Genomic DNA, 12,479 nt, shown 5'->3' with positions numbered 1-12,479 from the left:
CTGTAACAAGATATTTTAATTCACTATCCAGTTACTAAACGCTCTAAGCCCTTATATATCCACATATTTTCTAAGGGCGACTACAAGAACCAGCGATACTCACGCGCGCTGATGTCATGCAGAAATGCCAGATGATCCTGACGTTTGTTTTCGCAATAGACGTCCACAAACTCCGCCCCCAAGCCTTCGCGCACGGCTGGATGATGTTGCATGGACTGCACCGCTTCGAGCATTTCCAACGGGAAATCGATGCCACTGCCGCGGTCTTCGTTGAGCGGTGCAATCGGCTCGCGCTCCCCTTCCAAGCCCTGCTCCAACCCCACCAGGATCGCCGCCAGCGCCAGATACGGGTTGGCATCGGCGCCCGCCAGGCGATGTTCGATGCGCAGGTTCTTGACGTCCGACTCCGGAATGCGCAAGCACGCATCGCGATCCTCGAAGCCCCAACTGGCGCGGGACGCAACGTTCACCGTGCCACTCAAGCGGCGCATGGCATTGTGGTTCGGGGCAAAGATCGGCATGCAGTGCGGCAAGACCTCCAGACAACCGGCCACGGCATGGCGCAGCGCCCGCTGCCCGTTCGCCGCCAGCAGGTTGTTGCCGGCCTGGTCATACAGGCTGACGTGCACGTGCATGCCACTGCCGGGGTGTTGCAGGTAAGGTTTGGCCATGAAACTGGCGCGCAGGTTGTGCTTGAGCGCTACGCCCCGGGTGCTGCGGCAGAACAGGGCGGCCCAGTCGGCGGCGCGCAGGCCGTCATCGCAATGGCCGAAGTTGATTTCGAACTGGCCCGGGCCGAGTTCAGCGGTAATCACCGTGGCATCGATGCCTTGGGCTCGCGCGGTCTCGACCATTTCATCGAGCACCGGGGCAAAGCGCGACAAGCGTTCGATGTGCATGTTCGGCTGATCATCGGCGTCACCGGTCAGTTCATCACGGGGGAACTGCGGCAGGCCGTCCTTCAAGCGGCTGTCGAACAGGTAAAACTCCAGCTCGAAGGCCACCACCGGAAAAATACCTTTACGGTGCAGGCGGTTCAGCACCTGGGCCAGCACTTCACGGGGTTCGAATTCGATGGGTTTTTCCGTGCCGTCGGAGGTGATCAGCATCTGGCCCAGAGGCTGCTTTTCCCAAGTCACCAGCTTCAAGGTGCCAGGCACCAAACGCCGCAACGCATCCGGGTCGCCATCGTTGAAGCAGTAGTCACCAATCTTGAACAGCCCACCCTGGGTGCCGAGCAGCACACAATTTTGCGGCAGTTTCAGTGCACTGCCAGCAGCGACTTTTTCCAGCATCTCGATCGGGTAGCGCTTGCCGTAGAAATGCCCCGGAATGTCCAGGGAGATCAGGTCGACATAACGCACTTCGGGGTTGCAGTGGCGGAAGTTGCGAACTTCGGCCAGCAGTTCAGAGCACACGGCATCCATCGTTTTGGTCCTTGTTGTTATCAGGTGTAAACCCAAAGCACGCGGGTCAGTTGGTCGGACAGGTTGCCGTAGCGGCAGTGCGCATGGCTGGCCAGTTGAAAGCTGTCGCCGGGATGCAGGGTCACCGGTTCGTTGTCGTCCAGCCACAGGGTCAGTTGCCCTTCGAGGACATAACCGCCCTGCTCCGAGCTGTCCTTCATGTGCCGGTCGCCGCTGCTGGCGCCGGGTTCGAGCTGGCTTTCCAGCATCGAGAACGACGCGCGCATTTTTGGCGAAACGAGGATGTCGGTAATGCCGTCGGCGTAGTACAGCGTGCGGCGCTCGTCCGGGCGGGTGACCCAGGACAACGCCATGGGTTTGGGCAGGCTGTAGAAATAGGTGGTCGGTACGCCGAGGGTTTCGCTGATCGCGGTCAGGTCCGCCACCGTCGGGCGCGACAGGCCGCGCTCGACCTGGGACAGAAAACCGACGGAGCGGCCGATTTTGTCCGCCAGTTCCTTGAGGGTGTACTTCTTGTGCTTGCGCAGGTCCTGGATCAGGATCGCCAGCGCCGAGATTTCTTCTTGCATGTCCATCTTGAGGCTTCCAGAAAGTGTCGCTTCAAATGCTGTCGCGCAGTCGATACCAGGCTTTGCCGATGGCTTCCAGCGGCGCGGCCAGGTATTTGCCGCCGGGGAAACTGCCATTGTTCAGGCCCTGGTACAGGGACAGCTCGTCGGGTTGACCGAGGATCGCGTCGGACACCGCCCGCGCCGCGGCCAGCGTCGGCAGCACGCCATGCCCGGAATAGCCCTGCATCCAGTACAGATCGCCGCGCCGTCCGATGTCCGGCGTGCGTTTGAGGGTCAGGTCGATGTGTCCGCCCCAGGCAAACTCAAGCTCGACGCCCGTGAGTTGCGGGAAAACCCGCTCCAGGAACGGCCGGGTCGCCGCGGCGATGTCCTTGGGCATCCCGCCCAGGTAAGTGCAACCGCCGCCAAACAGCAGGCGGTTATCCGGGGTGCGGCGGAAATAATCGAGCACGAACTGGTTGTCGGTCACGCACACGTTGCTCGGCAGCAGCGCCGTGGCCTGGTCCCTGGTGAGCGGCGCGGTCGCCACCTGATAGGTGCCGACCGGCAACACACAACTGGCCAGTTGCGGGTCGAGCCGATCGAGGTAGGCGTTGCATGCCAGCACCAGCACATCGGCGCGAATACGACCGCGCTCGGTCGTCACCACAAAGCCTTCGCCCTCCTCGCCATAACTCAGCGCCTTGCTTTGCTCGTAGATACGGCCGCCAGCCCGTTCAACCGCCTCCGCGAGGCCCAGGGCAAGTTTGAGCGGATTCAAATGCCCGCCCTCGGGGTCGAACAGGCCGGCCTGATAACGCTCGCTGGCCACCCATTGCGGCAGCTGTTGCCGGGGGATGAATTGCAGTTTGTCGTGACCCCACTTGTGGCTGGCCTCGTGCTGCCACTCGGTCAGCAGCCCCACTCGCCGCGGCATCACCGAGGTCCAGAGATGGCCGGCGCGGTAGTCGCAATCAAATTCATGACGGCCGGGCAGATCACGCAATTCGCGCGCGGCCCAGCGCATGCCGTCCCACAATCGCCGCGCTCGCTCGTATCCCAGCGCCGCTTCCAGCGGTGGCATGTCGCACGACCAACCGAGAATCGCCTGCCCGCCATTACGCCCGGACGCGGCCCAGGCCACCCGGCTGGCCTCGAGCAAAGTCACGCGCTTGCCGGCCAGCGCCAGGCGCAACGCCGTGTGCAATCCACTGAAACCGGCCCCGATGATCAGCACTTCGGTGTCTTGCTCACCTTCCAGTGTGGTGCGATTGACCAGTCGATCGGCGCAGCTATGGGCGTAGTAACTGGCGACATGCCGGGTGGATTGCTGAAACATACGGCCTCGTGAAATTTTGTATTTTTAATTTCATGAAAAAATACACGGTTAATTTCACACAGGCAATCGAGACGTAAAAAAATCCCGCTTCGGCGAACCCGAGCGGGACTTTTTCATTCAGGCGCGATGTTCGAATCAATCAGGCCACGGGAATCATCGGATCCGCCGAAGCCAGTGCAGTGACACGATCAGCCGCCGGTGGGTAGATCCACTGGGTGTTGATCTGGGTCTTCAATGCCTTGGCCTCATGCTTGATCAACTTGACCTGGCGGTCCCAACCCTCGGTGTAGACCGCGCCCCAGGCGCCGAGGTCGAGGCAGGTCACGTACTTGGGCTGGCTGTACGGCGTCGGGTCGACTCCGAGGATCTGCGCCGCCACGTTGTTGCCGGCATGGCGGCCCAGCGAAATCGCGTGCTGGCAGGTCATCAGGGCGTAGTTGCCGATCTCGTCGCTGGCTGCGTAGGCGACGTCGCCGGTGGCGAAGATGTCGTCCTGGCCAATCACTTTCAGGTGGGCGTCGACATGCAGGCGGCCCAGGCGATCGCGTTCGGCCGGGATCTGTTCGGTCAGGGAGCTGGCGCGAACGCCGGTGGTCCAGACCACGGTCCTGGCATCGATACGCGCACCGTCGGACAGGGTGACGCCATTGGCATCGACCGACACCACCGAGGCTTTCAGGTGCCATTTCACGCCGGTTGCCACACTGGCCTCGACGATCGACTCGGCGATTTCCTCACCCATCGAGCCGCCGATTTTATCGCCACGGTCAACGATGATCACATTGATGTCGGAACGGTCGCCGAGGATGGCCCGCAGGCGGGTCGGCATTTCAGTCGCCGTTTCGATTCCGGTGAAACCGCCACCGGCCACCACCACCGTGTTGCGTGCGTCACTATCGGGCTGATTGGCCAGCGCCTTGAGGTGGTTTTCCAGGCGCACGGCCTGTTCGATCTGGTCGACGTCGAACGCATGTTCGGCCACGCCCGGGGTGTTTGGCGAAGCCAGGCCGCTGCCGGTGGCCAGAACGAGTTTGTCGTAGCTGCAGACTTGTCGGGCACCGGCAGCATCGACATAGCCGACCTGCTTTTGCTCGACATCGATGGTCTGCGCCGCGCCCTTGATGAACCTGACCCCTACAGCATCGAACAGATCGCCGATGGGCGCCGCCAGTTGATGGGCGTTCGGTTCGTAGAAGCGCGGACGCACACGCAGCTCGGCCTGGGGCGCCAGCACGGTCACTTCAACGTCGTTGTGGCCGTGAATGTCGAACAGGCGCGTGGCACTCAAAGCGGTCCACATGCCACCGAAACCTGCGCCGATCACCAGAATGTGCTGTTTCATCTTTAACTCCAGGGGGTTAACAAGGGTTGTGAGTCACGCTCATCGGGAGCCGGCATGAGGTCGGTGTTTTTCGAGAATCGTCGACCTGTGCCGCTCGAACAACTACGACTGTATTGATCCTAGTTAAATCCTGCAACTCGTTTTTTTTGATGGCCGCCATCGAACCTGTCGATGCTTCGGCAGAAAAGCCTCAAGGACGCGACTGACAGGGATCTTTCGAGCTGACTAAAAAATTTCAGGGCGCGACGATTCGTTGCCTGGCTTAGGCTCGGCTGTTAGAATTGGCGACTAATCAAGTCGGAGATTTGTATGTCTCTTTACAGCGCGGGTGTCGAGTACGGCATCCACTGCCTGCTTTTTCTCGTCGGCAACGGTGGCGACTCCCGTGAAGCGAGTGTGCGCGACCTTGCCGAACTGCAAGGTGTTCCCCTGGACTATCTGGCGAAAATCTTCACCAAGCTGGCCAAAGGCAAACTGGTGGTCGCCACCGAAGGCATGCGCGGAGGCTTCAAGCTGGCCCGGCCCGCCGACGAAATCACCCTGCTGGATATCGTCAACGCCATAGACGGCCGCAAGTCGATCTTCGATTGCCGGGAAATCCGTGGCCGTTGCGCAGTGTTCGACGGCACCCCGCCGGCCTGGGCACTGGACGGTCCGTGCGCGGTCCATGGGGCGATGATGGTTGCGCAAAAACGCATGGAAGAGGCCCTCGCCCAGCAAACCATCCTCGACATCGCCAGGAAATTCGGGCGCAAGGCCCCGGCCGAATTCGGCATCAAGGTAGAGAGCTGGATGAACGAGCGTCGGGAAAGGAAAAGCAGTGCCCAGGCCAGTGAGCAGATCATTCCTGCGACCCACCTTTCAGACTGACCTCCATAAAAAAACCGGATGCACGCCAGGCATCCGGTTTTTCTCGGTTCAGGCGAAAAGCGGTCGGTGACCGATTTTCACCTTCTCGCGCTTAAAGGCAGTCGCGCACGATTTTGCGCAGGTCGCCGGATTTGGCCCAAGGTGGCCCCTGATACAGCGAAACCTGGCTGCCATCCTTGTATTTCACGATATCCAGCACTTCATCGGCCGTTATCACGCTCGGTGCGGTGATCCGGTAGCCGTTGGAAATCGAAACCTGGGTCGTATTCGATACTTCCTTCTGCCAGGCAGGCAAAACGCACGCCGCATACTCTTTTGGCGTCTTTTCGCTGTGCTTGCTGACATTCGGCTCGCCCGGTACCAGCGACGCCGGCAACGAACATCCGCCCAGTAAGGCCAGCGCGACTCCCCCCATCAACATCCGCATGCTGCTTCCTTAAATTCGAAAAGAGAAAATGTAGCTTGCCGTCGACCGTACATCCAACCCGACGATTCGGCGAGTCATTGATATCACTTCGCCCAGTTAGTTCCTTGCAGGCTGTCATTTGACGTCGTCCTGCCGTGAGGACAACCGGCACTAGAGCAGGACAGCGCATTGCCCTGTTCGCTTTTCCCGACCAAAGGAAACCCCGCTGACTCAGACGAACACAACATCCGGCCCGGTAAACGGGTCTAAAATGGCGGAGTGCAGCGTTCAGGAGGTCATCATGTGGCTTAACGAATCGGAACAGGAACTTCGGCGTGACCTGCAAGGGCTTGCGTCAGATTTGCGCTGGTCGGCGGTAGAGCTTTTGCGCATAGAGCAGCAATTGCGCCTGCTCGGCAACGACATCGACGCGCAAGCCATTCAGAAACTGTGTGCGTTGTTCCAGGGTGATGAAGAAAAACTGTCCGGCTATGCCGAGGAAGTGAAAGCCAAGGTCATTAGCCGCAACAAGGCTCAATAGCGGGAGCGCTGCCATGAACAGGCCTCTATTCACGCTGGTCGCCGTACTGACCGCGTTGCCAGGCTGCAGCACCAACTCGATCTATCAGGACCAGCCGCTGGTGGCGAAAGTCGACACCGGCATGACCCGGGAGCAAGTCCGGCAAATCGGCGGCCAGCCCCTGGCGGTCACGGATCGTACCGTTGAACCCGGTACCTGCTTTGACTACAAACTGACTCACGAAGGTCATCAGCAGGCGTACAACGTCAGTTTCGATGGCCGTGGCATGGTCGACCACAAGAGCTTCATGACCTGCGCGGAATGGAGTCACGCGCAGCTAAAGGCCCGGGAACCCTCCCGGCCCAGTGGAGGGGGTGGCTATTAACACTGTGTAGGAGCGAGCCTGCTCGCGATGGACGTCAACGATGACGCGCCCTGTCTGAATGACCGCGTTGTCCGGACGTCCATCGTCGGAACGCCGCCCGGAGCAAGCTCGCTCCTACAGGAGATTGACGTCATTTTGTTTGATGGCTGCCTGCTGGCTTGTCCGCACGCGCCCTGTAGCCGGGCAGTGACGCGGCAAACGCCAATGCCTCCTCTCGACTGTTGAACGAGCCAAGCCGGTCACCCTGGGTGCATACCCGCCAGGGGCCGTTGTTCACGCTGAGTACGTCATAGCCGTTCATGTGCATCTTGTTCAGCATCGATACGCTCATGGTCACCTCCTCCTGGGCAGTGCTATCAGGTTGACTTGCTTACCTTACACCCACCCTTCTCCAAAATACCGACCAGACGTCGCCATGGAAATTCCCCCTTTCGGTTGCACTTTTCGTCTCATCGGCCGCTCAAACCAACCGATGGCAGCGCAATTGCAGCCCTGGCCTGAACGCTGCCTCTTCCTGCCTGTTCCATGACAACCGGCCATCGGGTAACCCATGAAAGTACGCGCAACCATCATCTGCGAGCAGGACAGGCATGTACTGCTGGTACGCAAGCAAGGCGGTCGCTGGACGCTGCCCGGCGGCAAGCTCGAACGGGGTGAAAGCGCAGCCGATGCTGCCGTTCGCGAGCTGTGGGAGGAAACCGGCCTGCGGGTCGACCAGTTGATATACGTGCTGGAGCTGGAAACGGACGGCACCCGACACCACGTCTTCGAGGTGTCGGTGCTGAACCTTGAGCAATTGCGACCGCTGAACGAAATCACCGATTGCATCTGGCACCCGCTGGATGCGCTACACAACCTCAACATCAGCGATGCCATGCGCAGTATCGTCAGCGCCTATGTGCGGCGCTTGTAGACTCTAGCCTTTGGCCAACGCCGTCGCGGCCCTGTCGATCAAGGCCGCCACTTCGGCGGGCATCGACGCCAATGACGCATGGCTGGCCTGCAAGGTCAGGATCTCCCGGGCGTTGAGCCGCGCCGCCATCCACTGCTGGTTTTGCGGGTCGATCATCCGGTCGTCGGTGGAAACCTGATACCAGGATGGCTTGTTCTTCCAGGCCACCGTGCCAATGGTGTCGCCGAAGGTGCTCGCCAGCGGCGCTTTCTGGGTAAGGCCCATGACCAACCCTTCGGTCGCCGGCAAGTCCTGACAGAAGCTCTCGTGATAGAGCTCGGGCTTGACCCACAGGTAACCGTCGCTATCGGGCATCAGGTTGGCCGCTGCCGCAGGCGGGTGCCGTTGCGTGATGCCGCCGGGACTTTCACCGGCGTCCGGGGCGAACGCGGCGATGTACACCAGCCCGACCACATTCGGCAAATCCCCCGCTTCAGTGATGACCGCGCCGCCATAGGAATGCCCCACCAGCAGCACTGGACCGGGCACCTGGGCGACCATCTTGCGCGTACGCTCGGCATCATCAGCCAGCGAAGTCAGCGGCAATTCGACGGCACGAATGTGCGTGTCACCCCGGCTGAGCAATTTGGCGATGACCTTGTTCCAGTGGGCGGCACCGCCCCAGAAACCATGGACCAGCACGATCGTGGGTTTGTCACTCATCACCATGACTCCGTTTGCCGATGGGGTTGTTCGTCGCTCGCCTCAGCCCTGATCGCCACCGCCCACGGGCATGACCATGCCGGTGATATAGGACGCTTCGTCGCTGGCCAGAAACAGAATAGCCCCCGCCTGCTCATCCAGGGTGCCGTAGCGTTTCATCAGGCTGCTGTCGAGGGTCTGGTCGACGATCTGCTGGTACCAGAGTTTTTCCTGCTCACTCTGCTCGGCACCATTGCGGGGTATGCGTCGCGGCGGCGCTTCGGTGCCGCCAGGTGCCGTGGCGTTGACCCGTACGCCACGACCGGCGGTTTCGAACGCCAGACAAGCGGTCAAGGCATTCACCCCCCCCTTTGCCGCACCGTAGGGCACGCGGTTGAGGCTGCGGGTGGCGATGGAAGAGACGTTGACGATCGCCCCGCTGCCCTGCTCCAGCATGAACGGCAGCGCGGCATGGCAACACCACAGAGTCGGGAACAGCGAACGGCGGACCTCGGCCTCGATCTGCGACGCCTCGTAGTGCTCGAACGGTTTAGCCCAGATGGTGCCACCAACGTTGTTGACCAACACATCGAGGCGCCCGAAGCGCTCGACGGCGGTTTGCATCACCCGGCTGCATTCGTCGTACTGCTCAAGGTCGGCGGTCAGGGCCAACACCTGAGTGGTCGCGGCCAGTTGTTGCTGCACTTCGAACACCAGTTCGGAACGATCCACCAGGATCAGCTTCGCCCCTTCGGCTGCCATGCGCTCGGCCACCCGCTGCCCGATGCCCTGGGCAGCGCCGGTGATCAGCGCGACTTTTTCGTGAAATCGGTTCATGTGTACCTCATCGGTCAATGACGATGTGTCGGTCGAAACCCAATCCTGTGGGAGCGGGCTTGCTCGCGAAAGCGGACTGACAAACGACATCAATGCTGAATGTTCCGGCCTCTTCGCGAGCTAGCCCGCTCCCACATTGGGTAGTTACCTGGCAGAGAATTTGTGCAGGACTCACGCCGCGCTGGCGGCGAATTTTTCGTAGTAGAAGTTCGCAGGCGCGATGCCTTGTTCGCGAATGAATTGGCTGACGGCCTCGACCATCGGCGGCGGGCCGCACAGGTAGACGTCGACATCACCCTCGTTCAAATGCTTTGGCTCGATGTGCTGGGTCACGTAGCCCTTGAGCGGATGTTGGCTCTCGGGGCTGGCGACGCAGGCGCTGAAGGTGAAGTTGGGGATGCGCGCGGCAAAGGCTTCGAGGCGGTCGATTTCCACCAGGTCGAAATCGTGGGTCACGCCGTAGATCAGATGCAGCGGATGATCACTGCCCTGCTCGGCGATCTTCTCCAGCATCGCGGTGAACGGCGCCAGCCCGGTACCACCGGCCAGCAGCAATAGCGGCCGACGGATGTCGCGCAGATAAAAACTGCCCAGGGGACCTGCCAGGCTCATGCAATCGCCGGCCTTGGCCATGCCGGTGAGGAAACTGCTCATCAAGCCGCCGGGCACGTTGCGGATCAGGAAGCTGACTTCGCCATCGCGCTGCAACGAGCTGAACGAGTAGGCGCGGGTCTGTTCGCTGCCGGGGATTCCCAGGTTCACATACTGCCCCGGCAGGAACGCCAGTTTGCTCAGGGCTTCGCCCTTGATCGACAGGGCGATGGTACTGTCGGACAGCTGGCGCACGGCGCTAATGGTCGCGTCGTAGCTGGCCTGACGGGTGCGGCAGACCTCGGAGGACGTCGGTACACGCACCACGCAATCGCTCTGGGCGCGCATCTGGCAGGTCAGGACAAAACCCTGCGCGGCCTCTTCGGGGCTGAGCGCGTCTTCGATGTACTCCTCGCCCAAATCGTACTGGCCAGCTTCGGCAAAACACTTGCACGTGCCGCAGGCGCCGTCGCGGCAGTCCAGCGGGATGTTGATGCCCTGACGATACGCGGCATCGGCCACGGTCTCGCCCACGTTGGCGTCGATGAAACGGGTGACGCCGTCTTCGAAATTGAACGCAATGGAATGAGTCATGACGCCAGCCTCACAAGTGGTAAACATCGATGACCTGACGAACGTAGTCGTTCTTCAGGATCACTTTCTTGGCCTTGATCAACGGGTTTTCACCGCGTACGTCGAGGGTGTAGAAACTGCTGCCGAAATAGCTGTCGACGGTCTTGTAGCGAAAGCTCAGGGTGTGCCAGTTGAAGCGCACCTTGCACAGTCCGTCGGCTTGCTCGAGCAGCTCGATGTTGCTGATGTTGTGGGAGGTGCGGGTGTCCGGCACGCTGGCGCTGGAGCGCTCGGTCTTGATGCGGAAGACGCGGTCTTCCAGGCCGGTACGGTTGCCGTACCAGATCAGCGAGATTTCCCGCTGCGGATCGATGGTCAACTCGTCGTTGTCGTCCCAGGACGGCATCCAGAAGGTCGCGTCCGGGGCGTACAGTTCCAGCCACTCGTCCCACTGGCGGTCGTCGAGGTAACGCGCTTCGCGGTAGAGAAAGTCGCGCACGGTGTCATGGGAAATCGTCATTGCACGTCCTCCACGGCGATCAGTTTCGATTGCTCGGCGGCGAGGGCCTTGAGCATGGTCTGCTGCCAGTACTTGTGTTGCAGCACGAACAGGCCTTCGTCCTCGGTGCGCACGCCACTGAGCAGCGGGTGCAGGTCGATCTCCTTGGCGGCTTCGTCTGCACCTTCAATCCAGTGCTCGGCGCCCCGGGACATGTCGTTCCAGGTGGTGACGCTGCCCTGATAGCTGGTCTGGCAGGAACGGAATTCCTCCAGATCGTCCGGCGTGGCCATGCCGCTGACGTTGAAGAAATCCTCGTACTGGCGAATCCGGCTGGACCGGGCGTGGTCGCTCTCGCCTTTGGGGGCGATGCAGTAGATGGTGATCTCCGTGCGGTTGACCGAGATCGGCCGGGCGATGCGAATCTGCGAGCTGAACTGGTCCATCAGGTACAGGTTCGGGTACAGGCACAGGTTGCGCGAGTTCTCGATCATCCAGTCGGCGCGAGCCTTGCCGAAATCTTGCGCCAGCTCATCGCGACGCTCGTACAGCGGACGGTCCTCGGGGTTGGCCCAACGGGTCCAGAGCAGCATGTGGCCCTTGTCGAAGGAATAGAAACCACCGCCCTGCTTGGCCCAGCTGCCGGCGCTCATGGTCGGGTTGGCGTCACCGGCTTCACGCTGCTTGCGCTGGTTCTGGGTGGCCGCGTAGTTCCAGTGCACGGAGCTGACGTGGTAGCCGTCGGCGCCGTTTTCGGCGGTGAGTTTCCAGTTGCCTTCGTAGATGTAGCTGGAGGAGCCGCGCAGCACTTCCAGGCCATCGGCGGATTGGTCGACGATCATGTCGATGATCTTCGCCGACTCGCCCAGGTGCTCGACCAGTGGCAGGACATCGGCCTTGAGACTGCCGAACAGGAAGCCGCGATAGGACTCGAACCGCGCGACGCGGGTCAGGTCGTGGGAGCCTTCGCAGTTGAAGCTCGCGGGATAACCGGCGTTGGCCGGATCCTTGACCTTGAGCAGCTTGCCGGAGTTGTTGAAGGTCCAGCCGTGGAACGGACAGGTGTAGGAGCTCTTGTTGCCGGACTTGTGCCGGCACAGGGTCGCGCCACGGTGGCTGCAGGCGTTGATGAAGGCGTTGAGCACACCGTCCTTGTTGCGCGCAATGAAGATCGACTGGCGCCCCATGTTCGTGGTGTAGAAATCGTTGATGTTGGGGATCTGGCTTTCGTGGGCCAGGTACAGCCAGTTGCCTTCGAAGATGTGTTCCATCTCCAGGTCGAACAGACGCGGGTCGGTGAACATCTCGCGCTTGCAGCGATAGAGGCCCTGCTCGGGATCGTCTTCAAGCAGGGAATGCAAATATTCGGGTCGCAGGGTCATGGCCACCGCCTCCATTGTTATTGTTCAGGCAGGGGTCATGCTAGGACGGTGGATCAGGCGGGAGTATCCGCGGGGTGCAGACCTTTATCCGTTTTGTGCAGTCACTGGCGGTGTGTCAGGCGCCAACAATGGTGAATGTGCCGACCCCATCGCGAGCAAGCTC

Annotated in this window: 15 protein-coding genes; 4 read left to right on the top strand and 11 right to left on the bottom strand. The window is 61.0% G+C overall.

Annotated features, from left to right (window positions below; translation table 11 throughout):
• Nucleotides 1-80: 80 nt before the first annotated feature.
• The 4 genes from PMI26_RS10485 to PMI26_RS10500 form a co-directional block, all read right to left on the bottom strand.
• A complete protein-coding gene (locus tag PMI26_RS10485; protein WP_007976195.1) occupies nucleotides 81-1,427 on the bottom strand; it encodes a glutamine synthetase family protein in 1,347 nt (448 codons plus the stop codon).
• A gap of 20 nt (nucleotides 1,428-1,447) precedes the next feature.
• Complete coding sequence (locus tag PMI26_RS10490; RefSeq protein WP_007976194.1) at nucleotides 1,448-2,002, bottom strand: helix-turn-helix domain-containing protein; 555 nt, start codon at nucleotides 2,000-2,002, stop codon at nucleotides 1,448-1,450.
• A 25-nt stretch (nucleotides 2,003-2,027) separates the two neighbouring features.
• Entirely contained in the window at nucleotides 2,028-3,317 is a 1,290-nt protein-coding gene (locus tag PMI26_RS10495; RefSeq protein ID WP_007976193.1) for an NAD(P)/FAD-dependent oxidoreductase, read from the bottom strand.
• Nucleotides 3,318-3,456: 139 nt separating this feature from the next.
• Nucleotides 3,457-4,659: an NAD(P)/FAD-dependent oxidoreductase gene (locus PMI26_RS10500; RefSeq protein ID WP_007976191.1), complete on the bottom strand. Its 1,203-nt coding sequence runs from the start codon at nucleotides 4,657-4,659 to the stop codon at nucleotides 3,457-3,459.
• Nucleotides 4,660-4,968: 309 nt separating this feature from the next.
• Here PMI26_RS10500 and PMI26_RS10505 point away from each other — a divergent pair, with 309 nt between their 5' ends.
• Nucleotides 4,969-5,529, top strand: a complete 561-nt coding sequence (locus PMI26_RS10505) for an RrF2 family transcriptional regulator (protein ID WP_007976189.1) — start codon at nucleotides 4,969-4,971, stop codon at nucleotides 5,527-5,529.
• Nucleotides 5,530-5,620: 91 nt separating this feature from the next.
• Here the strand turns inward: PMI26_RS10505 and PMI26_RS10510 are convergent, their stop codons facing one another.
• Nucleotides 5,621-5,956, bottom strand: a complete 336-nt coding sequence (locus PMI26_RS10510; RefSeq protein ID WP_007976187.1) for a hypothetical protein — start codon at nucleotides 5,954-5,956, stop codon at nucleotides 5,621-5,623.
• 280 nt (nucleotides 5,957-6,236) lie between these two features.
• Here PMI26_RS10510 and PMI26_RS10515 point away from each other — a divergent pair, with 280 nt between their 5' ends.
• Both PMI26_RS10515 and osmE read left to right on the top strand, forming a co-directional pair.
• The gene (locus PMI26_RS10515) at nucleotides 6,237-6,476 is read left to right on the top strand and encodes a hypothetical protein (protein ID WP_007976186.1); all 240 of its coding nucleotides are present in this window, start codon (nucleotides 6,237-6,239) and stop codon (nucleotides 6,474-6,476) included.
• A 13-nt stretch (nucleotides 6,477-6,489) separates the two neighbouring features.
• On the top strand, nucleotides 6,490-6,840 hold the full coding sequence (osmE, locus tag PMI26_RS10520; protein ID WP_007976184.1) for an osmotically-inducible lipoprotein OsmE: 351 nt from the start codon (nucleotides 6,490-6,492) through the stop codon (nucleotides 6,838-6,840).
• Nucleotides 6,841-6,970: 130 nt separating this feature from the next.
• Here osmE and PMI26_RS10525 read toward each other — a convergent pair whose 3' ends face one another.
• Entirely contained in the window at nucleotides 6,971-7,171 is a 201-nt protein-coding gene (locus PMI26_RS10525) for an SPOR domain-containing protein (protein ID WP_007976182.1), read from the bottom strand.
• Between the two features lie 219 nt (nucleotides 7,172-7,390).
• Between PMI26_RS10525 and PMI26_RS10530 the strand changes: the two genes are divergently transcribed.
• Nucleotides 7,391-7,753 (top strand): NUDIX hydrolase, encoded by a 363-nt coding sequence (locus tag PMI26_RS10530; protein ID WP_007976180.1) that lies wholly within the window; start codon nucleotides 7,391-7,393, stop codon nucleotides 7,751-7,753.
• Nucleotides 7,754-7,756: 3 nt separating this feature from the next.
• Here the strand turns inward: PMI26_RS10530 and PMI26_RS10535 are convergent, their stop codons facing one another.
• The 5 genes from PMI26_RS10535 to benA all read right to left on the bottom strand — a co-directional run bounded on the left by PMI26_RS10535 (nucleotide 7,757) and on the right by benA (nucleotide 12,316).
• The gene (locus PMI26_RS10535) at nucleotides 7,757-8,455 is read right to left on the bottom strand and encodes an alpha/beta hydrolase (RefSeq protein WP_007976178.1); all 699 of its coding nucleotides are present in this window, start codon (nucleotides 8,453-8,455) and stop codon (nucleotides 7,757-7,759) included.
• A 42-nt stretch (nucleotides 8,456-8,497) separates the two neighbouring features.
• Complete coding sequence (locus PMI26_RS10540) at nucleotides 8,498-9,271, bottom strand: 1,6-dihydroxycyclohexa-2,4-diene-1-carboxylate dehydrogenase (protein WP_007976175.1); 774 nt, start codon at nucleotides 9,269-9,271, stop codon at nucleotides 8,498-8,500.
• A gap of 171 nt (nucleotides 9,272-9,442) precedes the next feature.
• The gene (gene benC, locus PMI26_RS10545) at nucleotides 9,443-10,456 is read right to left on the bottom strand and encodes a benzoate 1,2-dioxygenase electron transfer component BenC (RefSeq protein ID WP_007976173.1); all 1,014 of its coding nucleotides are present in this window, start codon (nucleotides 10,454-10,456) and stop codon (nucleotides 9,443-9,445) included.
• 10 nt (nucleotides 10,457-10,466) lie between these two features.
• Nucleotides 10,467-10,955 carry a benzoate 1,2-dioxygenase small subunit gene (gene benB, locus PMI26_RS10550; protein WP_007976171.1) on the bottom strand — a complete coding sequence of 163 codons (489 nt, stop codon included), beginning with the start codon at nucleotides 10,953-10,955 and terminating at the stop codon, nucleotides 10,467-10,469.
• A complete protein-coding gene (gene benA / locus PMI26_RS10555; protein ID WP_007976169.1) occupies nucleotides 10,952-12,316 on the bottom strand; it encodes a benzoate 1,2-dioxygenase large subunit in 1,365 nt (454 codons plus the stop codon). The genes benB and benA overlap by 4 nt, the downstream gene beginning before the upstream one ends.
• Between the last annotated feature and the right edge of the window lie 163 nt (nucleotides 12,317-12,479).

This window comes from Pseudomonas sp. GM33 (genome assembly GCF_000282295.1).
Classification (GTDB): domain Bacteria; phylum Pseudomonadota; class Gammaproteobacteria; order Pseudomonadales; family Pseudomonadaceae; genus Aquipseudomonas; species Aquipseudomonas laurylsulfatiphila.
The sequence above is the reverse complement of the archived record's forward strand: the minus strand, read 5'-3'. Positions and strand labels throughout refer to the sequence as shown.

Bases quoted from the DNA above. Each gene is read 5' to 3' on its own strand.
- PMI26_RS10490 (WP_007976194.1), bottom strand. From the start codon at position 2,002: ATGGACATGCAAGAAGAAATCTCGGCGCTGGCGATCCTGATCCAGGAC.
- benB (WP_007976171.1), bottom strand. From the start codon at position 10,955: ATGACGATTTCCCATGACACCGTGCGCGACTTTCTCTACCGCGAAGCG.
- PMI26_RS10525 (WP_007976182.1), bottom strand. From the start codon at position 7,171: ATGAGCGTATCGATGCTGAACAAGATGCACATGAACGGCTATGACGTA.
- PMI26_RS10530 (WP_007976180.1), top strand. From the start codon at position 7,391: ATGAAAGTACGCGCAACCATCATCTGCGAGCAGGACAGGCATGTACTG.
- PMI26_RS10485 (WP_007976195.1), bottom strand. From the start codon at position 1,427: ATGGATGCCGTGTGCTCTGAACTGCTGGCCGAAGTTCGCAACTTCCGC.
- PMI26_RS10500 (WP_007976191.1), bottom strand. From the start codon at position 4,659: ATGAAACAGCACATTCTGGTGATCGGCGCAGGTTTCGGTGGCATGTGG.
- benC (WP_007976173.1), bottom strand. From the start codon at position 10,456: ATGACTCATTCCATTGCGTTCAATTTCGAAGACGGCGTCACCCGTTTC.
- benA (WP_007976169.1), bottom strand. From the start codon at position 12,316: ATGACCCTGCGACCCGAATATTTGCATTCCCTGCTTGAAGACGATCCC.
- PMI26_RS10535 (WP_007976178.1), bottom strand. From the start codon at position 8,455: ATGAGTGACAAACCCACGATCGTGCTGGTCCATGGTTTCTGGGGCGGT.
- PMI26_RS10505 (WP_007976189.1), top strand. From the start codon at position 4,969: ATGTCTCTTTACAGCGCGGGTGTCGAGTACGGCATCCACTGCCTGCTT.
- PMI26_RS10495 (WP_007976193.1), bottom strand. From the start codon at position 3,317: ATGTTTCAGCAATCCACCCGGCATGTCGCCAGTTACTACGCCCATAGC.
- PMI26_RS10540 (WP_007976175.1), bottom strand. From the start codon at position 9,271: ATGAACCGATTTCACGAAAAAGTCGCGCTGATCACCGGCGCTGCCCAG.
- PMI26_RS10510 (WP_007976187.1), bottom strand. From the start codon at position 5,956: ATGCGGATGTTGATGGGGGGAGTCGCGCTGGCCTTACTGGGCGGATGT.
- osmE (WP_007976184.1), top strand. From the start codon at position 6,490: ATGAACAGGCCTCTATTCACGCTGGTCGCCGTACTGACCGCGTTGCCA.
- PMI26_RS10515 (WP_007976186.1), top strand. From the start codon at position 6,237: ATGTGGCTTAACGAATCGGAACAGGAACTTCGGCGTGACCTGCAAGGG.